This is a genomic window from Archangium sp. (assembly GCF_057119385.1).
The window spans coordinates 17,725-41,177 of the sequence record NZ_DBNGVP010000028.1 but is presented as its reverse complement, the minus strand read 5'-3'; the positions used below and the strand labels follow the sequence as shown (position 1 = coordinate 41,177).

Annotated in this window: 18 protein-coding genes and 1 pseudogene; 14 read left to right on the top strand and 5 right to left on the bottom strand. The window is 67.4% G+C overall.

Annotated elements, in window-relative coordinates; translation table 11 throughout:
• The first annotated feature begins 6 nt into the window (after nt 1-6).
• The 7 genes from AC16DP_RS07240 (at nt 7) to AC16DP_RS07210 (ending at nt 8,441) form a co-directional block, all read left to right on the top strand.
• Nucleotides 7-1,062, top strand: coding sequence for a hypothetical protein (locus tag AC16DP_RS07240; protein WP_483956662.1), 1,056 nt, complete (start codon nt 7-9; stop codon nt 1,060-1,062).
• A complete protein-coding gene (locus AC16DP_RS07235) occupies nt 1,059-2,018 on the top strand; it encodes an AAA family ATPase (RefSeq protein WP_329728548.1) in 960 nt (319 codons plus the stop codon). Before AC16DP_RS07240 ends, AC16DP_RS07235 begins: the two co-directional genes overlap by 4 nt.
• A complete protein-coding gene (locus tag AC16DP_RS07230) occupies nt 2,015-3,340 on the top strand; it encodes a DUF58 domain-containing protein (RefSeq protein ID WP_329728547.1) in 1,326 nt (441 codons plus the stop codon). The genes AC16DP_RS07235 and AC16DP_RS07230 overlap by 4 nt, the downstream gene beginning before the upstream one ends.
• Nucleotides 3,341-3,446: 106 nt before the next feature.
• Entirely contained in the window at nt 3,447-3,914 is a 468-nt protein-coding gene (locus AC16DP_RS07225; protein WP_329728546.1) for an HNH endonuclease, read from the top strand.
• A 32-nt stretch (nt 3,915-3,946) separates the two neighbouring features.
• Nucleotides 3,947-4,381: a DUF4265 domain-containing protein gene (locus AC16DP_RS07220; protein ID WP_483956661.1), complete on the top strand. Its 435-nt coding sequence runs from the start codon at nt 3,947-3,949 to the stop codon at nt 4,379-4,381.
• Between the two features lie 314 nt (nt 4,382-4,695).
• Nucleotides 4,696-7,467, top strand: a complete 2,772-nt coding sequence (locus AC16DP_RS07215) for an SNF2-related protein (RefSeq protein WP_329728544.1) — start codon at nt 4,696-4,698, stop codon at nt 7,465-7,467.
• A gap of 359 nt (nt 7,468-7,826) precedes the next feature.
• A complete protein-coding gene (locus AC16DP_RS07210; protein ID WP_329728543.1) occupies nt 7,827-8,441 on the top strand; it encodes an alpha/beta hydrolase in 615 nt (204 codons plus the stop codon).
• 18 nt (nt 8,442-8,459) lie between these two features.
• Here AC16DP_RS07210 and AC16DP_RS07205 read toward each other — a convergent pair whose 3' ends face one another.
• From AC16DP_RS07205 to AC16DP_RS07195, 3 genes are all read right to left on the bottom strand, one after another.
• Complete coding sequence (locus tag AC16DP_RS07205; RefSeq protein WP_329728542.1) at nt 8,460-8,789, bottom strand: Smr/MutS family protein; 330 nt, start codon at nt 8,787-8,789, stop codon at nt 8,460-8,462.
• Nucleotides 8,779-9,027, bottom strand: a complete 249-nt coding sequence (locus AC16DP_RS07200; RefSeq protein WP_329728541.1) for a hypothetical protein — start codon at nt 9,025-9,027, stop codon at nt 8,779-8,781. The genes AC16DP_RS07205 and AC16DP_RS07200 overlap by 11 nt, the downstream gene beginning before the upstream one ends.
• An 86-nt stretch (nt 9,028-9,113) precedes the next feature.
• Nucleotides 9,114-10,169 carry a DUF72 domain-containing protein gene (locus AC16DP_RS07195; RefSeq protein ID WP_329728540.1) on the bottom strand — a complete coding sequence of 352 codons (1,056 nt, stop codon included), beginning with the start codon at nt 10,167-10,169 and terminating at the stop codon, nt 9,114-9,116.
• A gap of 194 nt (nt 10,170-10,363) precedes the next feature.
• Between AC16DP_RS07195 and AC16DP_RS07190 the strand changes: the two genes are divergently transcribed.
• The 7 genes from AC16DP_RS07190 to AC16DP_RS07160 all read left to right on the top strand — a co-directional run bounded on the left by AC16DP_RS07190 (nt 10,364) and on the right by AC16DP_RS07160 (nt 20,988).
• Nucleotides 10,364-11,638, top strand: a complete 1,275-nt coding sequence (locus AC16DP_RS07190; RefSeq protein WP_329728539.1) for a hypothetical protein — start codon at nt 10,364-10,366, stop codon at nt 11,636-11,638.
• A gap of 13 nt (nt 11,639-11,651) precedes the next feature.
• Nucleotides 11,652-15,524, top strand: coding sequence for a hypothetical protein (locus AC16DP_RS07185; protein WP_329728538.1), 3,873 nt, complete (start codon nt 11,652-11,654; stop codon nt 15,522-15,524).
• 35 nt (nt 15,525-15,559) lie between these two features.
• Entirely contained in the window at nt 15,560-17,236 is a 1,677-nt protein-coding gene (locus AC16DP_RS07180) for an N-acetylmuramidase domain-containing protein (RefSeq protein ID WP_329728537.1), read from the top strand.
• A 369-nt stretch (nt 17,237-17,605) separates the two neighbouring features.
• Nucleotides 17,606-18,115, top strand: a complete 510-nt coding sequence (locus AC16DP_RS07175) for a hypothetical protein (protein WP_329728536.1) — start codon at nt 17,606-17,608, stop codon at nt 18,113-18,115.
• Between the two features lie 3 nt (nt 18,116-18,118).
• The gene (locus AC16DP_RS07170) at nt 18,119-19,615 is read left to right on the top strand and encodes an esterase/lipase family protein (RefSeq protein WP_329728535.1); all 1,497 of its coding nucleotides are present in this window, start codon (nt 18,119-18,121) and stop codon (nt 19,613-19,615) included.
• Nucleotides 19,616-19,798: 183 nt separating this feature from the next.
• A complete protein-coding gene (locus AC16DP_RS07165) occupies nt 19,799-20,611 on the top strand; it encodes a T6SS immunity protein Tli4 family protein (protein ID WP_329728534.1) in 813 nt (270 codons plus the stop codon).
• 17 nt (nt 20,612-20,628) lie between these two features.
• Nucleotides 20,629-20,988 (top strand): hypothetical protein, encoded by a 360-nt coding sequence (locus tag AC16DP_RS07160; protein ID WP_329728533.1) that lies wholly within the window; start codon nt 20,629-20,631, stop codon nt 20,986-20,988.
• Nucleotides 20,989-21,181: 193 nt separating this feature from the next.
• On the opposite strand, the pseudogene AC16DP_RS07155 reads toward AC16DP_RS07160, so the two are convergent.
• Together AC16DP_RS07155 and AC16DP_RS07150 are read right to left on the bottom strand one after the other, a co-directional pair.
• Nucleotides 21,182-21,751: pseudogene (locus tag AC16DP_RS07155) on the bottom strand (aldehyde dehydrogenase family protein); the annotation flags it as partial.
• 191 nt (nt 21,752-21,942) lie between these two features.
• Complete coding sequence (locus tag AC16DP_RS07150; protein ID WP_329728532.1) at nt 21,943-23,397, bottom strand: serine/threonine-protein kinase; 1,455 nt, start codon at nt 23,395-23,397, stop codon at nt 21,943-21,945.
• Between the last annotated feature and the right edge of the window lie 56 nt (nt 23,398-23,453).

Here is a 23,453-nt window from a genome sequence, read left to right as displayed (position 1 = left end):
AGCCGTTTGACTTGGGCCATCGGGCACCGGAAGATGCTCGGCGCTTCCCAGATTCAAGGAGCGCCGGTCCTGAACTGCCCTGGCTGTGGCACCAAGGTCGCGGATGGCACCTCCATCTGCCCTTCGTGCGACTACATCATCGACTCCTCGTTCATCTCGACCGATGCCCCCCCGGACACGGACGATGACGCGGAGGCCGCTCCGCCCCCGCCTCGCAGGCCCACCGCGTCCCGCCCCGCTCCGGGCGCTCGCGTCGCCACCGGCTCCCGGCCCGCGGCCCGCGCCCCCACCGGCTCGCGCCCCCGCGTCCCCACCTCCCCGGGACGTCCCTCCGCTCCCGCCCCCGCGGTCGCCGACGAGGACGCCACCAACATCCGGTCCATGGAGGACATCCTCCGCAACGCGCCCCAGCGCTCCACGGGCGCTCGCCCCGCCTCCGGCTCCCGTCCCGCCGCGCGCTCGGGCACCGCGCCCTCCCGTCCGGCCCCCGCGCCCGCTCCCAAGCGCCCGCAGCAGACCGAGCTCGACCCCGCCGACATCAACTACGTCCCCACCCGCGACCCCTACGGCACCCACTCCGGCACCGGGCAGATCGTCGCCCCCGAGCAGGTCATCGAGGACTTCCGCGACTTCGTCGGCGTGCTGGGCAGCTCCGACAAGATCGCCTTCGGCGGCGCCGTCACCCTCCTCGTCTCCGCCTTCCTCCCCTGGAAGGAGACGGCCGCCGAGGGCGACATCCTCGGCCTGATGAGCCTGGGACTCCTCGCCGTCCTGGCGGCCATCGGCATCATCGGCGCCATCACCGTGCGCGTGCGCCGGCTCATGCCCAATCTCAACGTGCTCATCCCCTGGGTGGCGCAGCTCGGCCTGTCCGTCTTCTGCATCCTCTGGTGCATCGTCTTCATGAAGCTCTCGTACGACGCCACCGAGGTGCCCTCGCCCATGGGCAACGCCACCATCATGAACTCCACCCCCAGCTTCGGCGTGGTGCTCGGCCTCCTGGGCGCGCTGACGAGCCTGGCGGGCTCGCTCATGGGCCTGAAGGAGAAGCCCACCGCATGACTCCGTCGCCCTCCGTCCCGGCTTCCGGAGGCCCGGCCCTGCGCCTCCTCCTCCAGGCCCTGGAGCGCACGGTGCTCGGCCAGCCACAGGTGGTGGCGGACCTCGTCACCGCGTTCCTCGCGCGCGGGCACGTGCTGCTCGAAGGCGTCCCCGGCGTGGCCAAGACGCTCACCGCGCGCAGCATGGCCTCCGCGCTGGGCCTCGACTTCACCCGCGTCCAGTTCACCCCGGACCTGATGCCGAGCGACATCCTCGGCACCAACGTCTTCCGGCCCCAGGACAACGCCTTCCAGCTCGTGAAGGGCCCCGTCTTCACCGAGGTGCTCGTCGCCGACGAGATCAACCGCACCCCGCCCAAGACACAGGCCGCGCTGCTGGAGGCCATGGAGGAGCGGCAGGTCACCATCGACGGCACCACGCACACGCTGCCTTCCCACTTCTTCGTGGTGGCCACGCAGAACCCGCTGGAGCTGGAGGGCACCTACCCGCTCCCCGAGGCCCAGCTGGACCGTTTCCTCATGCGGGTGCGCGTGGGCTACCCGCCACCCGAGGCCGAGCTGGACATGGTGCGCGGCTTCCACCAGCGCGGAGGCAAGGCCGCCCAGGTGGAGCGGGTGCTGGACGCCCCCACCCTGCTGGAGCTGCAGACGCGGGCCGCGAGCGTCGCCTGCGACGAGTCCGTGCTCGCCTACGCCGTGCGCCTCATCCGCGAGACGCGCGCCAACCCCCGCGTGCGGCTGGGGGCCTCTCCGCGCTCGGCCCAGGCGCTGCTGGCGGCGGCCAAGGCCCGCGCGGCCCTCAACGGCGGCGACTTCGTCACCCCGGATGACGTGAAGGCCGTCTGCCCCAGCGTCCTCAACCACCGCCTCCTGCTCAAGGCCGAGGCGGAGGTGGAGGGCCTCACCGCGGACGACGTGCTCCGCCAGACGTTGGAGCGCGTCCAGGTCCCCCGGTGAGCCCCGGCCGGCCCGTCCCCACCGGGCTCGCCGTGGCCCTCCTCGCGGCGGCCCTCGTCCCCGCGGCCCTCGCCGTGGCCGGCTCCGTCTTCCTGTGGCTCGCCCTCGCCCTGGACGCGGCCGTGCTGCTGCTGTGCGCCTTCGACTTCCTGTCCGCCCCTCGCGCCTCGGACGTGGAGGTGCGGCGCTCGCTGGAGCCCGTCCTCTCCTCGGGCACCGCCAACCCCGTGCGTCTGGAATTGAGCCCGCGCGGCCCCCGGCCCGTGCGCGGATGGGTGCGGGACGAGGTGCCTCCCGGCGTGGACGTGCGCGGCCACCAGCAGCCCTTCTCCCTCTCGCCGGACGCGCCCCCCGCCACCGTCTCCTACACCCTCACGCCGCCCGCCCGAGGGGACCTGCGCCTCGGAGACGTGCACCTGCGGCTGCTCGGGCCGCTGGGCCTGTGCGCGCGCCAGGTGCGCCTCCCCGCGGCCCAGACCGTGAAGGTGTACCCAGACCTCACCGCCCTGACGCGCGAGGCGCTGGCGCTCGCCATGGCCTCGGATGCCCCCTCGGAGCGCACCCTGCGCCGCTCCGCCGAGGGCCGTGAGTTCGAGTCCCTCCGCGAGTACCGCACCGGTGACGACTACCGCACCGTGGACTGGAAGGCCTCGGCGCGCCGGGCCCGCACCATGGTGCGCGTGTACCAGCCCGAGCGGAACCAGCCGGTGCTGCTGATGCTCGACTGCGGACGCCACATGGCCGGCCGCGTGGACGGCCGACGCAAGCTGGACCACGCCGTGGACGCGGCGCTGCGCCTGGCCAAGGTGAGCCTCGACGCGGGTGACATGGTGGGCGTGCTCGCCTTCGCCAGCGACGTGCGCGCCTACCTCCCGCCGCGCAAGGGCCACGAGCACCTGCGCCTCCTCACCGAGGCCCTCTACCGCGCCGAGGCCGCCCTCGAGGAGAGCGACTACGGCCGCGCCTACGACTTCGCCTTCGCCCGCTCCTCGCGCCGCTCGCTGGTGGTGCTCTTCACGGACCTGGTGGACCCGGACGCCTCGGGCACCCTGCTGGCCCGCACCCTGGCCCTGCGCCCCCGCCACCTGCCCGTGGTGGCCTCGCTCCTGGATCCCGACCTCCAGGCCGCCGCCACCGCCATCCCCTCCTCCGAGCAGGACGCCTACGCGCGCCAGGCCGCCGCTCGCCTCGAGGAGGACTACCAGCGCACCGCTCTCACGCTCCGAGACTCGGGTGCACTCGTGGTGCGGGCCCCCGCGAAGGGCTTCGGCGCCGCCGCCGTCAACACCTATCTGCACGTGAAGTCGCGCGGCCTGCTGTAGCTGCCATCGGCCTCTACGAGGCTGGAAAGAGGATGAAATGAACGGACACGCCATGAGGCAGGCTCAACGCGCGACATCCGCCTTCCCGAGGAGTCTGCTCCAGTGGATGCCCATGCTGCTGCTGGTGGCTGGGCTCTCGGCCATACCGTCCTTCGCGCAGCCAGCCATGGGAGCGGGAGCAGAAGTGGCTCGAAGCGCAGAAGCCATTGTGCTCGCGCCTCTCGCTCAAGAGGTTCTGTCCGGTGACTCCGTCACCATCGCGGCAGGCAAGAAAGGTGGAAAACCGCCTCCGAAAGGCACCGCGAATGGCGAGCGGGCCTACATGCGCTTCACGCCAAAGGGCAAGAAGGACGTCAAGGAGGAGAACGCCCGGAAATACGAGGGCGAGAAGCGCTGCGAGAGCTGTGATGTCACGACCGTTGATGCCCAGAAGAGCCAGAAGGGAGTCACTCCACCGAGCCATGAGGCCCAGGTGGATCACGTCATTCCGAGAGCGAAGGGCGGAGACGGAGCGCCCTCGAACGGACAGGTGCTATGCAGGGAGTGCAACAACGAGAAGAGCGACAAGCTCTGACCCTGGAGCACCGTTTCATGTCGGATGAGTACGTGAAGGTCCTGTTCGAGCTCGAAAAGGAGGACGAGGACTATCCCCCCGTCGATTATGAACGGCTCTGGGCCAGACCCTTGGGGGAGGGCTTGTTCGAGATCGACAACATCCCCTTCTTCGTCCGGGAGCTCAGTGCGGGCGATGTGGTCGCCGCGCAGCTGGGAGAGGGAGAAGTCGTGTTCTCCAAGCTGGTTCGTGAGTCGGGCAGCAGCACACTCCGTGTCATCGTCTTCGACGAAACACGCGTGGAGGATGTCCGCCGCCGGATCCAGGAGTTCGGCTGCGCCACGGAGCTGAACGTCTCGAAGATGCTGGGCGTGGATGTGCCTCCCCAGGTCGACTTGCATGCAGTGCGCGCATGGCTCATGGAAGAGCAGTCCGCGGGCGCCTTGGAGTTCGAGGACGCCTGCATCCGCCACGATGGCAGTCCTTGATGTAGCGAGTCGTCATAGGACCCAAGCCACACAGGAATTTCAAAGAACGGTCCGATGGAGCCACCCCCCCCGCGCCAGGTCACGGCACGCGGACTGCTGTAGTTCGATCGCGGCCGTCAAGTCCCTCCTGCTCTACCTCCCGCCCACACGCCCAGTCGCGACGCTCCTGAAGAAAAAGCGTGCCAATCGCTCCGAGGCCGATTTTCCGGCTCCGGACAAGACCCCCTTTACACGGCGATCTCACTTCCCAAAATGGCCCCTCTTTCGTGCTACACGCCTGTGGAAGCACGTTTCGTACGGTACGGAGAAGGGTCTTGCCGGAGGTCGCGAGGGAGTTCAGGGAGCTGCGGGTGGCGGTGGATGCGGCGGCGGCGGTGTCGGGGACGGAGGTCCGCGCGAACGCTGAGCAGCAGTCACAGCCGTTGACGCCCTTCCACGAGCGTCTGCTCGCCGAGGAGCTCACCATCAAGAGCTCGGACTCGCGCGAGCGGCTCGCGGGAGCGCTCGCCGAGGCCAAGGTGGATCTCAACCCCCACCAGCTCGAGGCCGCGTGCTTCGCGCTGGACTCGCTGTCGCGCGGCGGCTGCATGCTCGCGGACGAGGTGGGTCTCGGAAAAACCATCGAGGCGGGCATGGTCATCGCCCAGCTCGTGGCCGAGGGGAAGACGCGCATCCTGATCCTCGCCCCGGCCGTCCTGCGGGCGCAGTGGAACAGCGAGCTGCGCGAGAAGTTCGATCTCGAGTCGGTGATGGTGGATGGCCGCACCGTGCGCGCCACGGGCAACTGCTTCGATCAGCCCTTCCCCGTCATCTGCTCGCACCCGTTCGCCGCCAACAAGGCGCAGCTGGTGGCCGAAATCCCCTGGGACGTCGTCATCATCGACGAGGCCCACCGCCTGCGGAACGCCTACCGCGCGGGCCACAAGACGGGCCAGGCCCTCCGCTCGGCCCTCAGCGGCCGTCCCAAGCTGCTGCTCACCGCCACCCCGCTCCAGAACGACCTCATGGAGCTGTTCGGGCTGGTGACGCTCCTGGACGAGCAGATCCTCGGCCCCGAGCACGCCTTCCGCAGCCGCTACCGGCTGGAGGCCGAGACGGGCGGGCTGCAGACGGACGCCGTCAACGAGCTCAAGGAGCGGCTGGCCCCCGTGGTCCAGCGCACGCTGCGCCGCCAGGTGCGCGAATACGTGCGCTACACCAACCGCCGCTCCATCGTGGAGGACTTCGCGCCCTCGCCCGAGGAGCAGGACCTCTACGAGAAGGTCAGCGAGTACCTGCGGCGCTCCGAGGTCGCGGCCATCGAGCCGGGCAAGAAGACGCTGCTCACGCTCTGCTACCGCAAGCTGCTGGCCTCCTCCACGTACGCCATCGCCCCCACCCTGCGGCGGCTCGCGGACAACCTCGCCAAGCGCCTGGAGGCGGCCAGGCTCGGCCAGCGGGCCCTGGCGCTCTTCGAGCCGGAAGAGGCCAAGCAGTACGTCGAGGAGGGCGAGGAGTGGTCGGATGACCCCGCCAAGCCCGTCAGCCTCCGCACGCTCGAGAACGAGCAGTGGGAGCTGAAGCAGTACGCGGACCTGGCCGACTCCATCAAGGTGAACGCCAAGGGCGAGGCCCTCAAGCGCGCCCTGGACCGCACCTTCAAGGTGATGAAGGGCCAGGGCTGGCCGGAGAAGGCGCTCATCTTCACCGAGTCCAAGCGCACGCAGCAGTACCTCTTCAACCTGCTGTCCGCCAACGGCTACGCGGGGAAGATCTCCCTGCTCTCCGGTGACGCCGCGGGTGGCCCCGAGGAGCGCCGCGCGCTGGTGAACGAGTTCCGCGAGAAGACGCAGATCCTCATCTGCACCGAGGCCGGCGCCGAGGGACTCAACCTCCAGTTCTGCAACCTGGTGGTGAACTACGATCTGCCGTGGAACCCGCAGCGCGTGGAGCAGCGCATCGGCCGGTGCCACCGCTACGGCCAGCAGCGGGACGTGCTCGTCATCAACTTCCTCAACCGGCAGAACGCCGCGGACGCGCGGCTGTACGAGTTGCTGGAGAAGAAGCTGAACCTCTTCGACGGCGTGTTCGGCGCGTCGGATGAAATCCTCGGCGCGCTGGAGAGCGGCGTCGACTTCGAGCGGCGCATCCTGGACATCTACCAGTCCTGCCGCCACCCGGACGACATCAACAAGGCCTTCGACAAGCTGCGCTCGGACATGGAGGGGCGCATCAGCGCGCGGATGACGGAGGCGCGCTCGGTGTTGATGGAGCGCTTCGACGGCGACGTGCGGCGGCGGCTGCGCATGGCCGGGGCGGTGACGAAGGAGGCGCTGGAGAAGCGCCAGCAGGGCGCCAAGGCGCTGACGGGCTCGGTGCTGGGCAACAACAGCGCCTCGGGCCGGCTCCAGGTGGCCAAGGCGGCCTACGCGGTGCGCGACCGCACCCACGACGCCATCAACTACCTGCAGCTGAGCGCGGCGGAGCTGCCCGCGCGGCTGGCCCGGCTGGCGGGCAGCGAGGGCTGGTGGTTCGTCTACAAGTTCGAGACGACGGGCCTGAAGGCCGAGGAGAAGATGGTGCACCTGGTGCTGGTGCTGGACCGGGACGGCAAGAGCTTCCGGGCCCTGCCGCTCGCGGACGGCGAGCACTTCGTGAAGCTGGCGGCCAAGGAGGAGCGGCGCCGGCAGCCGCCTTCGGTGTCCGTGTCGCTGATGCAGGAGCAGGCGCTGATGGCGGCCAAGGAGGACATCCTCCGGGCGGCCGAGCGGCGCAACGCGCTGGAGATGGACCTGGCGCGGGAGCGGGCGGACCGGTACGCGGAGGACTGCCTGCTGGAGACGCGCGAGCAGGTGGAGAAGGCGCGCGAGGCCTGGCAGGAGGCGCGCAAGGTGGTGTGCGCGCAGGAAGACCCCGCCGAGCGGGTGAAGGCCCGTGGACACGCGGAGCGGCTGGAGCGCGAGTACCGCAAGAAGCTGGCCTCGCTGCGCAACGAGGAGGAGAAGCGTTACGCGGCGAAGGACCGGCAGGTGGCGGACCTGGCCAACAAGTCGAAGGTGACGGAAAAGCGCTCACTCATCGCCTCCGCCTACTTCTGGCTGTCGTAGACTCCACTCGACCCCACGCTCCCCTCTCCTTTCGGGAGAGGAGCCCCCCGTCGTTCAAAGGGGGGGCAAGCCCCCCGGGGTGAGGGTATCCGTCCCCCGGGTTACCCCCTGACCAGGCATGCGTCCAGGCACTCGCCTTGTATGTCCCGACGGAGCAGGCGCCCCAGTGTCCGATGGAGACACGAAAGTCGCCCTCGCTGCCTGGCCGGCCACAGATTGGACCCAGGCGACGGAGGAATGAGCCGATGAGCAACAGGGAGAAGGGCGACACCGGGCCTCAGGACGAGTCCTCACGGTCGGCCCGGGCGGGACGTCTCCGGGCACAACCGGGAACCCCGAGGACCTCGGGCCCGACAGGCATGCATCCCCTCGGTGTGAGCCTCGGGCACGACAGCATCCTCTACGTGCCCCCTGGCTACCAGCCGGACCATCCCGCGCCACTCGCGGTGATGCTCCATGGCGCGGGAGGCTCGGCCCGGCACGGACTGGACCTGCTCCGGCCCCTGGCCGATGACGTGAACCTCCTCCTCCTGGCGCCGGGCTCTCAGGGCCCCACATGGGACGTCATCGTGGAGGACTTTGGGCCGGACGTGCAGGCCATCGACGAGGCGCTCGCGCACACCTTCGAGCGCTACGCGGTGGACCCCGCGCGCATCGCCATCGGCGGCTTCTCCGACGGGGCGTCGTATGCACTGTCGCTCGGGCTCGGCAACGGGGACCTGTTCAAGCACATCATCGCCTTCTCCCCGGGCTTCGCCGTGCCACCGCGCCAGCTGGGCACCCCGCGCATCTTCATGAGCCACGGGACGCAGGACCGGGTGCTCCCCATCGACCGGTGCAGCCGCCGGCTGGTACGCGTGTTCGAGCGCGCCGGCTACGACGTGAACTACCAGGAGTTCGAGGGCCCCCACATCGTCCCCGAGGAGATGATGCGCGAGGCGGTGCACTGGTGGCTGGAGGGCACCGTCCACTGAGGCACGGGGCCTCGCGCCCTACCCTTCCGAGTCTCCGGGAGCCAGGGGCTTCAACCGGACCCAGGTGGCGCCCCACCCACCGTCACTCTCGGAGGCGGAGCGGAACGACTCCACCTCGGGCAACTTGGGCAGCAGCGCCTGCACGGTGCGCCTCAGCGCTCCCGAGCCCTTGCCGTGGATGATGCGAACGTCGAGTACACCCTTCTGACGGCAGGCCCAGAGGTACTCGGTGACGACGTCCTTCACGTCGCGCGGGTGGAACACATGCAGATCGAGGTTCCCATCCAGGGGGAGCTCGACGGGTGCTTCGGGGTCGAAATCGGCGTCCGGGTCCTGCTCAGCGGCCACGACGCTCGCGCTCCAGCTCCTGCTGACGACGCTCCGCGGCGAGCTTGTGACGCGCCTCGGCGTCTCGGAACTCGGACTCCAGCGTGGAAATCTCGTTACGCAGGGTGGAGAAATGTTTACGCACGTCTTCCCAGGTGTTGCCGGCTTGCTGGCGTCGCGACTCTTCCTCGACACCAGCGCCCGCCCCTCCGGCCGCCGTCATGCGTGCCACGAGCGCTGCAACCAGGACCGATCTCATGACCACCCCTCCAAGCAAGCTGCGTGCTCAGCCCAACGGGTGTTTCTGATCCTACATCCACCACCATAAGCGCACACGCGAAGGGCTCAAGAGTCCACACTCGCGGGCTTTCCTGTACGTGACATGACGCTTCGCGCCAGGAGCACGGCGGAAAGGGGTGCGCTGCCCTCCGCTTTGTTGTTGAGCGTGATGAAGACGGGCCTGCCGGAGCGCAGCGCGGCGGCACTGGCGCGAGCGATGGCCTCGCGGGTGCGCACGTCCTCTTCCACCAGCTTATCGAAGGGGAAGAAGCGCTTGCGGGCCTCCTCGTAGTCGAGGTGGGGCGGCAGCATCCAGCGCACCACGAGCGCCGGAGCCTGCAAGGCGCGCAGGCGCACGGCCTGGCGCTCCACGGGAGGCATGTTCTTCCAGGCGGCGAGCACGGGGCAGACGCCCACGTCCGCCAGCGCCTGGGCCAGGGCCTCCGTCAGCAGCGACTCGTTGCGCAGCTCGACGGCGTAGAGCGGCCCCCGGGGCAGCGCGGAGAGGAACGCGTGCAGCCGCTCCACGAAGGGCCCTGCCCCGCCGAGGTCATGCGGATCCTGCGGCGGGAGCTGGAACACGAGCGGCCCGGCCTTCTCTCCCAACCCCTCGACGAAGGGAGCCACCACGAGATCTCTCGCGTAGGCGGCATCAAGGAAACGATCATTGGGCTGGCCGCGCAGGTCGCCATAGCGCACGTGCACGGGCCAGCGGGACAGGGTGCAGGCCTCGTGGGCCTTCACGAGGAAGCGGAAGCCGGGAGGCACCTGGGTGGCGTACTCGGCGAAGGCCGAGGCGGGGATGGGGGCGTAGAAGGTCCGGTCCACGCCCACGGTGCGCAGCACGGGGTGCTGTGCATAGGCGGCGAGCCCCTCGCGGGAGAGGCGCGCCGGGGTGGCCTCGCGGTCGTAGACGAGCCCCGGCCCCGTCCAGCCCGGGAACGTCCAGGAAGAGGTGCCCAGGAACAGGCCCGGAGGCAGGTGCTCCCCGAGCGCCCTCACCTCCTCGGGCTGCTCGGCGGGGCCCACGGGCTCCTCGTGGCCCCGGCGGCGCCCTCGAGGCGGCGTGGGGCTGGGGCCTCCGGTGAAGAGATCGAGCTGGGAGGGGTCACGGTCTGGCATGCGCGCTCCGGCGTACTCTATTCCTAGAGTAAGTCGTAACGGCCGAACTTCCAAGGTCAAGTCGAAGTCGAGGCGCACGCCCGGCACACGGGGGCCAGGCGACCACCGGGGTTGAAACCGACGGGTGGCAGCCGGTTGCCCGGAAATATCGCTCCACGGGTCCAAGGCTTCGTCAGACCCACCAGGAGCGAGCCGTGGCTCAATACAAGAATCTCCAGCTGATCGCGTACCGGGTCCCGACGGACCTGCCGCTGCCCCCGGGAAATGAGTGTGACCTCGTCAGCCTCAATCTGTGCAAGGGGCTGGGAACGGACCTCTCCCCCCACCTGGAGGAACTGGAGACGCTGTCCGAGGACGCGCTGAGCCGGGTCACGCGAATGATCGCGGTCATCGACCGGGCCATGCAGTCGAAGAAGGTGTCCCAGGACCCGGCCACGCTGAAGGTCTTCATGGCTCCGGAGTTCTATTTCCGGCCGCAGGCGGGCGGCGCCGCCAGGAGCTACTCGGAGAAGACGCGGCACACCGTCCTCGCCATCCTGCGGCGGGTCTTCGCCCAGAAGAGCCTCATGGGCTGGATCTTCGTCCCCGGGACCATCGTCTGGAACCTGAAGGGACAGACCTTCCTCGAGGACCTCCAGCTCGACGCCAGCACCAGCAAACTCAAGAAGATCGCGAGCCAGGACATCGTCATCAACACCGCCATGGTCGGCATCGGCGGTCATGGAATGACCAGCTACGACAAGCTGCACTATTCGGGCGCGGACAACATCGACGCGAAATACCGCGCCCTGCTCAACAAGGAGAAGAAGACCCCTCAGGACCAGGATGCGACGACCTTCGACCTGAACGTGCTCGAGCCGCAGCGGCCCCTGTTCAGCGAGTACTTCGAGCTGATGCGGAAGAGAAACAAGGATCAGTGCGTCATGGGGGCCGGTGACAACCGCTGGTTCGGTATCGAGGTCTGCCTGGACCACGAGCTCCGTGTGCTCAAGAACGCCTACGGCGAGTTCACGGCCACCTGGCCGAACAACCCTCCCCGGCTCGACTTCCAATTGCTGACGGCGTGCGGCATGCGAATCCAGCCGCACAACGTCACCGTCGGAAAGCACCACTTCATCCTGAGGAATGACGGCATCAGCTGCATCCCCTACGACTGGAAGACGCCCTACGACCCCTCGGAAATCCAGCGCGTGACCGAGGTCGACGAGAACGGCGTGCTCGAGACGACCACCGCCCAGAACGAGGACACCAAGGAGGACTGGGCGAGGATCAACGACATCGTCGATCGGATCGCCCTCTCCGGCGACCTCAAGCTCGATGCGACGGGCGTGGACGCCATCATCTGCACGCCGGTCTACGACAAATACGGGAAGGACATCGAGTCGTTGGACGTGACGAAGAAGCCCCTGGACCCGTGGTTCCCGCAGCAGATCGCCGTCTACCGCCCCCTGCAGCTCGCCAATTTCTGACGAGGAACCCCCGATGAACTACCAGGATCTGAAGCAGAAGCTGTCCGCGGCCGATGGCAAGGCCGTCATCGCGCAGAGCACGCTGACCTCGGGCGTGAGTGATTTCCTCGCCGCCTTCTACAACGGTCAGCCCATCGAGATCTCCGAGGCGAAGACGGAGAGCGAAGACACCGCGGGAGGCACGGTCCGCATCACGGGCCGGGCGAGCTTCCTCGGCGCGGCCGACGTGCCCGTCTCGGCGCGCTTCAGCGTCGATGCCCAGGGCCAGGTGCACGCGACCCTCCGCTACCAGCTGCGCGGCGCGGCCCCGGGGCCCGACGCCTGGACCTTCTCCCGCAGCTTCCCGAAGCTGCCCACGAGCGTCGACTACGCCACGGAGCTCTCCCCGTTCTTCCGCGAGGCCCGGTACGACCCGTTCGCCAACCAGCGCTCCTTCCTGGATGCACTCGACCTCTTCGACACCTTCTTCGTCGTCTCCACGCACGCGGGGCTCGACCTCGAGTCGGACCTTCCGATCGACGTGGGGATCAACTTCGTCAGCCGGATGCGTCCCCAGGGCGTGATGGGAGTCCTCGAGCATGGCCTCGGCGACTCGCCCACCGTTCCCCTCTACGGGACCATCCGCATTCCCAAGGCGGCGGACCGGACCCTCGCGCTCATCCCCATGCAGCGCGCGTGGGATCGTCCGGAGGCACCGGGCATCCATCTCCAGTCGCCCCTGGCGGTGAACTTCAAGCTGGGCTCGCTGTCGTTCCAGCGGGCGATGTTCCAGGTCTACAGCCCCCACTCCACCGAGTGGCTGGCACAGAACCCCTCCTTCAAGCCGGTGCATGGCTACACGGGCACGCTCGCCATCCCGAGCGCGGGGATCCAGGTCAAGCTCGGGGCCGATCTGAAGTGGAACCTGCCCCAGGCACTTCTCTCCGGCCAGTGTGAGGGCATCTCGCTCGGCAAGCTGACCCAGCTCGTGGATCTCACCGGTACCGATGGCCTCTCGTCCTACCTGCCGCAGGAGCTCCAGAAGGCGGTCGACGCGCTCGACACGCTGGAGCTCATGTACATCGCGGTGGATGTCGGGGTCTCCGGCGTCACGCCCACCGTGGACGCGGCCTGGTTCACGGTGGGCTTCCCGAACCTGAAGTGGAAGGTCTGGGGCGATCACCTCGAGGTGAAGGATCTCGCCTGCCGCTTCAACATCCGGCCGGCGGCCCAGAAGACCTCCGTCTCGGTCATGCTGACCGGCACGCTGGAGGTCGAGGGCGTCCCGCTGTCCATCTACGCGAGCAGCGAGGACTCCTTCACCGTGCGCGCCACGACGAAGGAGAAGATCAGCCTCCCGCTCGACAAGCTGCTGAAGACCTACGCGCCCGGCGTTCCCCCGCCCTCCGCGCTGGCGGTCGACAGCCTGGGAGTGATGGTCGCTCCAGGACGCGCGTACGAGATGTCGGCGCTCCTCGCCGGTGCGCCGGATCCCTGGGTCATCCCCATCGGCCCCAAGAAGCTCACCGTCAGCGACGTGGTGCTCGCCCTGCAATGCAGCAATGGAGCGCCGCTCTCCGGCTCGTTCGCCGGGAAGATGGCCTTCGGCGACGACATCCAGCTCGACATCGCCTACGACCTCCCGGGTGACGTCGTCATCCGCAGCACCTTCGAGCGCGTCAACCTCACGAAGCTGATCGATCAGCTGTGCGACGTGAAGGTCCCGATGCCGGGCGGGTTCGACCTGGTACTCGACAACGCGTCGGTGCTGATCCAGAAGCGCGGTAACGACGGCACCTTCCAGGTCTGCGCCGGTGTGAAGGATCTCGGCCTCTTCGCGTTCGAGGTCAGCAAGGTGCCCGGCAAGGGCTGGGGCTTCGCCGCGGGCCTGAGCCTCGGCAACGGCCGCATCTCCCAGTTGCCGGGCCTGTCGGCCCTGCGCGACATCGAGGACACCTTCAAGCTCGAGAAGCTGCTGCTGGTGATCTCCTCGATCGACAACGCGGGCTTCACCTTCCCGGACATGGCGCGGTTCAACCGTCCGGAGCTCGGCGCGAAGCTCGCGCTGCCCGCGCAGGCCACGGGCGTGGTCCCGGGAGTGATGGCGTTCGCCGAGTGGCGGCTCGACTCGAACAGCCGCGAGCAGAAGCTGTTGATGAACCTGCTCGGGCTCGGGGGTACGCAGTCGGCCGCGGTGGTGCTCGGGGCCAATCCCCTGAAGGACTTCCGGCTGTACGTCAGCCAGCGGAGCAAGCTCCAGGGCAACCCGTTCCAGTACCGGTTCGGCGTCGAGCTGAACAATGGCAAGCCGAGCTTCTTCCTGAGCGGCTCGCTCGACGTGAAGATCCAGGGACAGCCGCGGACGTTCGACGTGACGACGGCCTTCCTCCCGGGCGGTGCCTTCATGTCCGCGACGGTGAAGGGCGCCACGGCCATCGACTGCGGGCCGTTCAAGCTGTCCAACCTCGCGCTGCAGGTGGGCGTCAACTGGGCCGGCATCCCGAGCCTCGGCGTCGCTTGTACGATCGACGTCAAGAAGTTCCAGTCCTCGCTGGCGGTGTTCTTCGACTCGACGGATCCCTCGCGCAGCCTGGTGGCCGGCTCCATCAGCAGCCTGACGCTCAAGGACGTGACGGACACGCTCCTGGGTGTGGTGGGCCTGAAGACGCCGCTCGACGAGGTGCTCGAGACCGTCGCCATCAAGGGGACACACGAGTTCTCGCTCCCGGGCAGCCTCGCCAGCGAGCTGGACAACCTCTCCTTCGAGAAGGTCGCGGCTGCTTTCGCCTCCGCGAAGGTGACGATCCCCTCGTCCTCGCAGCAGCTCACGCTGGTGGTGAACGCGAAGGGCTCCTCGTGGCACCTGACCGATCTCTCCACGATGCGCCACTACGAACTGGCGAAACGCGGTGACAGCATCCAGGTCCAGATCGCTCCGCAGTTCTACTTCGCGCCACAGGCCACGGCCATCGGCACCATCAAGTACCCGCAGGGCTACTACATCAACGCCGCGATCTCGTTCGCGGGGTTCGATGCCGCGGCCACCATCGAGATCTCCCAGAGCAAGGGGTTCTCCGTCGACGCACAGATGGACAAGATCGTCCTGGTGGACGAGCAACTGTTCGCGCTCACGGCCGCCCAGGGCGGTGGCGGTCCGAGGATCTCGATCTCCACGTTCAACCAGCCCGCCCACCCGGTGCAGGAGTTCCGGCTGCCGCACTTCTACATCAACGGCGGCCTGACGATGCTGGGGCTCAAGCGCAGCGTCTACGCCAGCGTGACCTCGAAGGGCGTCGAGTTCGACCTGCAAGGGAAGCTGCTCCCCGGCGTGGACTTCGACGTGGAGGCGCGCTTCGGCAAGAGCGGCCTCGAGGCGGGTGGCAAGGTCAAGGTGGGCGTTGGCACCATCGACCTCGGCCCGCTCGGCAAGGCGAAGATCAACACCGACCTCGAGGCGGAGCTGGATCTCGCGATCGGGAAGGAAGTCGAGCTCACGCTCGACTCGAGCTTCGACTTCGCCGGCCAGCACTTCAAGATCGCGAAGTTCAAGGTGGACGCGAAGGCCGATGCGCTGACGAAGCTGCCCGAGGTGATGGCCAGGAAGGTGGAGGCCGCGCTGCGCGACGCGTTCAAGGACGTCAACCAGTGGGCGAACGCCGTGGGCAAGGGCTTCATGGATGGCGTCGACGACACGGAGAAGGTGTTCCGGGACGTCTACGGAAAGAGCGCACAGGAGGCCAAGGCCATGGCCAACGCCATCGGCAAGGGCGCGAACCAGGCCGGCAAGGCCATCGAGGGCGCCGCCAAGGACACCGGCAAGGCCGTCACGAACGTCGCCAAGGACGCGGGCAAGGAGATCAACAAGACGGCGAACAAGGCGAAGAAGGCGTTCAAGAAGATCTTCTGAGCGGGACGCTTCATTGATCCATGGGACAGCACGACATGACCCGATTCATCGGAGCCGCCACCTCCCTCACCGCCCAGGGCATCCAGGCCTGCGCCGACACGCTCTCCGTGCACCCCGCCGAGCTCTGGGCCGTGCTCCAGATCGAGACCCGGGGCTGTGGGTACTTCGCGGACCGCCGGCCCGCCATCCTCTTCGAGCGCCACGTCTTCAGCCGCGGGACGCACGGCCGCTTCGACGCGCAGGCCCCCGACATCAGCAACCCCAAGGCCGGGGGCTACGCCAGCGGCCCGGCCGAGTACCCGCGGCTCGAGAAGGCCATGGCCCTCGACGAGCGGGCCGCGATGGAGAGCGCCTCGTGGGGACTCGGCCAGGTGATGGGGTACCACGCCGCGGAGCTGGGCTACGGCTCCGTCGAGCAGTTCGTCAGCCGGATGATGGCCTCCGAGGACGAGCAGCTCGCGGCCATGGCGGCGTTCATCCAGCACAACGGTCTGGCACAGGCCCTGCGCAACCACGACTGGGCCGCGTTCGCCCACGGATACAACGGCGCGGGCTATGCGAAGAACGAGTACGACAAGAAGCTGGCCGCGGCCTGGCAGCACTTGTCCACCCACGGCCTGCCGGACTTGAGCGTGCGCGAGGGCCAGCTCCTGCTCACGTTCCTGGGCTTCGAGCCGGGCACCGTGGACGGCGCGTTCGGCGCGCACACGAAGGCGGCCTTGAACCGGTTCCAGAGCGAGCATCACCTGCCCCTCACCTCCGGCTTCGATCCGGCCACGCTCGAGGCCCTGCGGCAGGCCGCCCACCCGCCGCCGAGCACGACGGTTCCCACCGCACAGCAGGTCCCCGTGGTCCCCACGCAAGTCCTGACGCTGGCCCCGCGTCCCCCCGCTCCCGTGGTGGTGAAGAGCCCCGAGCCCGTGGAGCTGACACCGGCCGCGCCCACGCCCGCTCCCGCGCCAGTCGAGGTGCTGCCGGTGGAGCTGCTCCGCCAGAAGCTCGCGCAGCCGCTCGGCAATGACGTCCAGCAGGAGCTGGCCAGACTCCTGGCGCTGCGTGAGAAAGCCGCACCGGTGCTCGGCCCCACCGCCATCCAGTCCATCGACCTGGGACTCACGGCCCTGCTGTCCTCGGAGCAGCCCAACCTCGCGTTCGTGCGGGGCATCCGCCTGCGCCTCGCCTCCGCGCTCGCGGACCAGCTCTATCCCCTGCGCCCGCTCCCCCTCCTGCGGTCGAGCTCTCCGGCTACCCAGGTGGTGCTCGGGCTGGGGCTGCTGATGCTCGTCTCGAACGGGATGACCGCCTTCATCCACTCGGTGTTGACCGATGAGAGCACCCAGCTCTTTGGCCTCCCCGTCCGCACGCTGTTGCTGGTGGGCCTGTGCGGCGCCATGGGCGGCGTGGTGAGCATCCTCATGCGGCTCTCGGAGCTCGAGAAGCTGCAGGGCGCCAGCCGCACCTCCATGGTGATGTTGGGATTCTTCAAGCCGGTGATCGGCCTGTACAGCGCGCTCTTCTGCTTCGCGCTGATGAAATCCGGGCTGCTGCCCCTCCAGCCGCCGAAGCCGGAGTCGGAGCAGTACCTCTACATGGCGGTGTGCTTCCTGGTCGGCTTCAGCGAGCGGCTCGCGAAGGACGTGTTCGCCCGCGCGGAGGAAGGGCTCGTCGGGGCGGCCAGCGGACAGAAGCCCGCGCCCCTCGCGGCTCCCTAAGCGGGGAGTGGCCAGGATGGCCGGGCATTGCTGGGCGAACAGAGGTAGCAACCCATGAAGATGCACTGGGCTCATCGGTCCGAGGACGCTCACACCTCGGCAATTCGAAGAACACCTCCAGCGCCTCAGGCCAACCCGCAGGCGGCAACAGTTCCAGGCTCGTGACCAGGGAATCGGGTATGTCCACAGCACCCCTGGAGCAGGCTCAGGGACCAACCTTACGGATGCCGTGGACAACCGTGCGCCGGAAGAGACGCCCTGGGCATCACGTGGAGTGAACGATGTGGCACGCGCTGTCCTGGATGGCTGCGGTCTGTTATCCTTCCCGGCGCTATGGGACGCCTCCAACGACCGCTGGATCGGGCCATCGTGGCCAGAGCCGACGAGCAGCTCTACGCAGCGCATCGGGACGATCCTCAGCCCAATCCATTGTTCGATGCGCAGGGTAATCGCCGCAAGCTAGACCCCAACGATCCGACCCAGGCGGACGTCCAGCGAGAATGGCGCAGCCGCTACACAGCGGAAATCGCCAAGAAGAAGAGCGGTGGCGCCGCAGCAAAACCCAAAACCACGCCGCCAGCCAGTTCGAACCGGTCGACTGATGATCCGGTCCTTCCCTGTACAATCAAACACTGGTTGGTCATCCGCCTGGGCGCACGTCCCAACCAGAAGGCACGAGATCACGAAGGCCAGGTGGATGGACAGCCGGGGTATGCCGGCGAAAAATATGCTGCCAGTGGCGCGTGTGGCACCAAGGAAGGCATGCTCGATGGTGGTTCCAGCCTGCGCTTCCACAACATCAAGGCGGGCCACTGCACGATTGTCTTCAAGCACTTCTACGAGGACATCGAGGCCTTCTTCAAAGAGCAATTGCGGTGAGCCATGACCGATACCCGCACCGTTGATTGGTTCGAGGCTGACAAGGCGCAAGAGAACTTCGCCACCGATACGGCGGGGGAGGTTCTCGTTCAGCGTGAAGCGATCCCCATCATCTTCGTCCCCGGCATCATGGGCAGCCGTTTGCGCCGCGCCGGAACGGACGGCACCGGGAAGGGGCCTGACGGATTGCCGAACATGCGCTGGGATCCCGACAGCTCCATGTTCATGCTCAAGCACTTCTCGGGAGAAGGCCCGCTGCAGCGCAAGCGCATGCTGATCGGTGACACCTTCAACCCGGGTTTCCTCGAGGTGCACAACTCCAATCCGGTGGGTGATGGCTTTCAGGGCATCATGTCGGATTACCACGTCGCGCTCCGGCGACTGCGCTCCAACAATTGGGGACCGCTCTCCAAGATCTTCGTCTTTCCCGTCTATGCCTTTGGCTATAACTGGACCGACAGCAACAAGAATTCGGGGGCGAAGCTCGCGGCCCGTATCACGGAGATCATCGCGCAGGAGAAGTCCGTCATCGGCATGTGTGAGAAGGTCATCCTCGTGAGCCACTCCATGGGTGGGTTGACCAGCCGCGCCGCCAGTGAACTGAACGGGGCCAAGAGCCACATCCTCGGCATCATCCACGGTGTTCAGCCGGCAATGGGCGCGGCCGCCGCTTATTGGCGCATCAAGGCAGGTTTCGAGGGGTTTGGAATGACCTCTCGGGTGCTGGGTAACTCTGGTCCCAACGTGACGGTCATGCTCGGCAATGCCCCCGGGGGCCTCCAGCTGCTTCCCAATGCCGATTACCGTACCAATGATGGGAAGGTGGGGTGGCTGCAGATCACCCAGAAGGGGCAGGCGACACGCACCCTTCCCAAGGCGGACCCCTACAAGGAAATCTATCGCGTGAAGGCCGTGTCGCGCCCCCCAGCGGGAAAGGGTGCGAGCAACAATACCTATTGGGGTCTGGTCGATCCCGACCTGCTCGATCCGCAGCAGGTCTCCGCGCCCGCCTCCGCACCGGCGAAAGGCAAGGATGCCCTGGCGAACAAGCTCAAGCCCTCCTCAGGCCCGTGGGAGCGCTACCTCGCCCTGCTCGCAGAGGCGGAGAGCTTCCACAAGGCTCTCGGCAAATCGAAGCATCCCAATACCTTCAGCTTCCATGGCACGGGGCACGACTCCGCAGACAAGATCACCCTCGCCATCGAATCCAACTGGATCCGCAGCAATCCCTACGAGGTGCGAGGCTTCCGCGGCCTGTTCCGCGACGAGAATGGCGATAGCATGCAAGCCGTGTTGCAAGATCCCGACGGCGATGGAGATGGGACGGTGCCCGTTTCGTCGGCGACCTCGCTCAATGGCCCGAGCAACACCCCGCCTGGAGATCAGTCCTTCGAGGTGGAGCACCAGCCCGCCTACGAGAACCGGGCGGTGCAGGACTTCACGATCCGTGCGGTGATTGCCCTGGCGAAGAAGCGTTATCAGGAGAAGAGAGGCGGGTAGAGAATGCGCCGCGCTGGCTGGGCCGCCTCGGTTTGCGCCATCGCCGTGGCCGCATGTACAGGGCGGGGGCAGGAGAGCAACCATGTGGCCACGGCGGCATCGAGCCCCCCTGTGGCCCGGGAAGGAAGATCCGTGGAGAGCACCAAACAACGGCGTGTGTGGTGTGTAGGCCGGTTCGGGTTCATGCTGCCCGAGGAGCTCACCCTCGCCGGGCGCAGCCAGTCTATCTACCGCGTGAGTGTGGGCACGCAACCGCTCGTCGAGGGCAAGACCGCGCAGGAGCTCTGGAAGGAGAAGTTGCGCGAGCTCGAGGCCCGGACGGAGGGGCCGGGCGCGCCCAAGGAGAGCAAGGCCAGGCAGATGATACCGGGCGCCTCAGCAGCCTGGTACGGCGCCAATCCCATGTTTCCCAACGACCGGACGCTCCTGGTGATGAAGCCCCAACGAGGGCACGTCGTGCTGCTCCAGGTAGAGGCCGAGGCGGGCAATGAGGCGATCGCCGAGCAGTTGGTGGCGGAGACCGTCGCGGCCTATGTCCCCGAGGCGCGCTACGGGTTCTGTGTGGGCGAGGGAGCGATCACCTCCGAGGTGAGCATCAACGAACAAGCGCTCGCGACCTTCGTCAGCGCCAGATATCCCGGCCTGGAGGTCAGCATCTCCACCCAGACGCTCTCGCAGCCGCGCTCAGACCATCCCCTCTCCGACGTGGAGGGGGATCGCCAATCCTTCGCGTCTCGCGGTGATAAACTGGAGGTGCTGCGTGACGAGGAGCGCACGGTCGCGGGCTGGAAGGGACGGGAGGGGCGGGTCTCACTCGCGTCGGCGCGCGAAGGAACGATGCTGCGTTTCACCTGGTTCCATCCGGGAGGAGAGGCCCGGGGTGATAATCCGGAGATCCTCCTCAAGGCGAGCGCGTTCGACAAGCACCAGGCCGAGTTGGAGGCCACATGGGAACTCCTGCTGACTTCACTGAAGCAGCTTCCGCGGACACGCTAAAACCACCGGAACCGACCATGTGGAAGATCACCGCTTCTCAGATGCGCGAGATGGGCAAGGCCCTGCAGCAGCGCTTCGAACTCGGAGCCGTGGACTACCTGCGCACGAACTTCGCTGACTGGAGCGAACTCAAACCCGACGCCGAGCTCTTCAACCTCATCCGCCTGGCCATCAACCGTGCCAGAACCTACGGCATCACCATCGAGGCCGACGTGCTGCGCTATCTCGACTACATGGTCATCTACAGCCAGGAGTTCGATACGGAGCCAGCCACATCCTGGGCCGGGGAAATCCTCCGCGCCCAGGAGTTGTCCGGCACGGAGAAGATGGACCGCATCGACGCCTATGATGAATTCGTCATGAATCGGAAGGACTGATACGACGAACTCACTGAGTTCGAGTTTCGAAGTATCGGGCGATCAGGCTTTAGACGTCTACGCGCCTGCGGCAGCGTCCAGGGCATCGCCCTCAGGGGAAAAGCGCTCGTCGCAACACAAGGAATCCGTGAGCGACGGCGCAGAGCGTGGCGTGATGGTGGAAGCCGAGCCAGGAGCGTCAGCTTTTCGGCGCCTAGAAGAAGCCCATCGCCTTCGGCGAGTAGCTGACGAGCAGGTTCTTCGTCTGCTGGTAGTGGCTCAGCATCATCCGGTGGTTCTCCCCGCCGATGCCGGACTGCTTGTAGCCACCGAAGGCCGCGTGCGCCGGGTACAGGTGGTAGCAGTTCGTCCACACGCGGCCCGCCTGGACCTCGCGGCCCACCCGGTACGCCGTCGATGCGTCGCGCGTCCACACGCCCGCCCCGAGCCCGTACAGCGTGTCGTTCGCGATGCTCAGCGCCTCGTCCAGGTTCTTGAACGACGTCACCGAGACGACCGGCCCGAAGATCTCCTCCTGGAAGATCCGCATCCGGTTATGGCCCTGGAAGATCGTCGGCGCCACGTAGTAGCCGTTCTCCAACTCGCCGCCATGGCGCAGCCGCTCGCCGCCGGTCAGCACCTTCGCGCCCTCCTGCTTCCCGATGTCCACGTACGAGAGGATCTTCTCGAGCTGATCATTCGACGCCTGCGCGCCAATCATCGTCGCGGTGTCGAGCGGATTGCCCGTCTTGATCTTCTTCGCGTGGCGCGAAGCACGCTCTACCGGATGCTCAGCCGGCACGGGCTCGCCTGAAATAGTCCCTCTACCCTCGGCGAACCTGTTCTCCAACCCGTGGCCCTCAGTGGGGACAAGGGGTTCAACCCGGATTCACCCGATACCCTCACCCCGTCCCTCTCCCGGAGGGCGAGGGGAAATGGGCTCAGTCAGGTGCCTGGTGGCACTCATTCACGGACTTACTCCTTGCTGCCTCCCTGTCCGGCGCGCTTTCCCGGTGCATCCACCAGGCTCTTGTCCATCGCCACCACGGCCGTGGGCTCCTCCTCGTTCATGGCGAATGAGGGCTCTGGCGCGCCCGTCACCTTGAGCACCAGCGCCTCCTGGATGAGCCGGGCCAGCGCTTGCTGTCCATTCGGATAGGGCGCGTACTCTCCCGTCAGCGCGCACAGTTGCACGCGCAACCGCTGCCCCCTCGGGGTGCGCTCCTCGAGCCGCCACTCGAGCAGATCCATGATGGCGGCATCCAACGCGGCAGGCACATCCGGGCGGAAGGCCGAGGGCGGCAGCAGTGACGGTGGCGGCGTGGGATTCAACCGCTCGGAGATGTCTTCCCCTCCCTTGAACAGAGGCCGTCCCGTGAGGGCCTCGTGCAGCGTGGCCCCGAGCGCGAAGAGATCCGCGCGCCCGTCGGAGGACTCGCCCCGGGCCTGCTCCGGTGACAGGTAGCCCAGCTTGCCGCGCACCCGGTCCGCCTCCGTCAGGCGCACATGGATGCCCGCCCGCGCCACCCCGAAATCCCCCAGCTTCACCTCGCCAATCCGTGACAGCAGGATGTTGGGCGGATTCACGTCCCGGTGCACGTAGTCGAGCGCCTCGCCCAGCTCCGCACCGATGTACGCCACCACCTCCGGTGGCAGCGGCCCATGGCTCTTGAGCAGCTCTCGCAGCGACACGCCCTCGATGTGCTCCATCGCCATGAAGTACGTGTCCTTGAAGCGGCCCACGTCCAGCACCTGGATGATGTTCGGATGGTTGAGCAGCGAGCCCAGCTCCGCCTCGCGCCGGAACAGCGTGACGAAGTCCTCGTCCTCGGCGTAGGCCGGAAGGATGCGCTTGATGGCCACCACCTTCTCGAAGCCTCCCTCCGGGCTGTAGGTGGCTCGAAACACCTCGGCCATGCCCCCCACCCCCAACCGCTCGTGGAGGAAGTACTTGCCCAGTAGATCCTTCGCGCGGATGGCGTGCAGGGCCTCCTCGGCCTTGCGCGTGATGTGGCCGGCCACCATCGCCGCCATGCCTCCCGTGATGAAGTAATAGACGGCGCGCTGCACCATCAACGGCGGGGAGAACATCACCGGCACGGGCGAGGGCAGCCGGGGCAGGGCCACGAAGTAGTAGAGCAGCAACATCTCGGCGGCCACGAGACAGCCCGCGAAGAGCGCCAGGCGCTTGGAGCGCAGCGCCGCGAGCACGATGAGCGTGCTCCACAGCACGGCCGCGGGATTGGACAGGGCCTGCTCGGCATCCGCGAAGAGGATGTCGTAGGCGAAGAGCCACACGCCGGCACCAGTCTCCAGACAGACATTGAACCAGCAGATGGCGGGGTGGAACCATCCGCGCCGGATCATCCGGGACATCCACCCGTAATACAGGCCGTAGGCCGCGCAGCTGCTGATGCGAGTCCGTGACACGGCCTCCAGCCGCCATCCGATGTGATGGGTGACCTCGGCCTGTCAGTCCCTGCGCG

What these genes read in the sequence shown, in the direction of transcription:
- AC16DP_RS07235 (WP_329728548.1), top strand. Translation starts at nt 1,059, where the DNA reads ATGACTCCGTCGCCCTCCGTCCCGGCTTCCGGAGGCCCGGCCCTGCGC.
- AC16DP_RS07225 (WP_329728546.1), top strand. Translation starts at nt 3,447, where the DNA reads ATGCCCATGCTGCTGCTGGTGGCTGGGCTCTCGGCCATACCGTCCTTC.
- AC16DP_RS07210 (WP_329728543.1), top strand. Translation starts at nt 7,827, where the DNA reads ATGCATCCCCTCGGTGTGAGCCTCGGGCACGACAGCATCCTCTACGTG.
- AC16DP_RS07200 (WP_329728541.1), bottom strand. Translation starts at nt 9,027, where the DNA reads ATGAGATCGGTCCTGGTTGCAGCGCTCGTGGCACGCATGACGGCGGCC.
- AC16DP_RS07195 (WP_329728540.1), bottom strand. Translation starts at nt 10,169, where the DNA reads ATGCCAGACCGTGACCCCTCCCAGCTCGATCTCTTCACCGGAGGCCCC.
- AC16DP_RS07185 (WP_329728538.1), top strand. Translation starts at nt 11,652, where the DNA reads ATGAACTACCAGGATCTGAAGCAGAAGCTGTCCGCGGCCGATGGCAAG.
- AC16DP_RS07180 (WP_329728537.1), top strand. Translation starts at nt 15,560, where the DNA reads ATGACCCGATTCATCGGAGCCGCCACCTCCCTCACCGCCCAGGGCATC.
- AC16DP_RS07170 (WP_329728535.1), top strand. Translation starts at nt 18,119, where the DNA reads ATGACCGATACCCGCACCGTTGATTGGTTCGAGGCTGACAAGGCGCAA.
- AC16DP_RS07165 (WP_329728534.1), top strand. Translation starts at nt 19,799, where the DNA reads ATGCTGCCCGAGGAGCTCACCCTCGCCGGGCGCAGCCAGTCTATCTAC.
- AC16DP_RS07160 (WP_329728533.1), top strand. Translation starts at nt 20,629, where the DNA reads ATGTGGAAGATCACCGCTTCTCAGATGCGCGAGATGGGCAAGGCCCTG.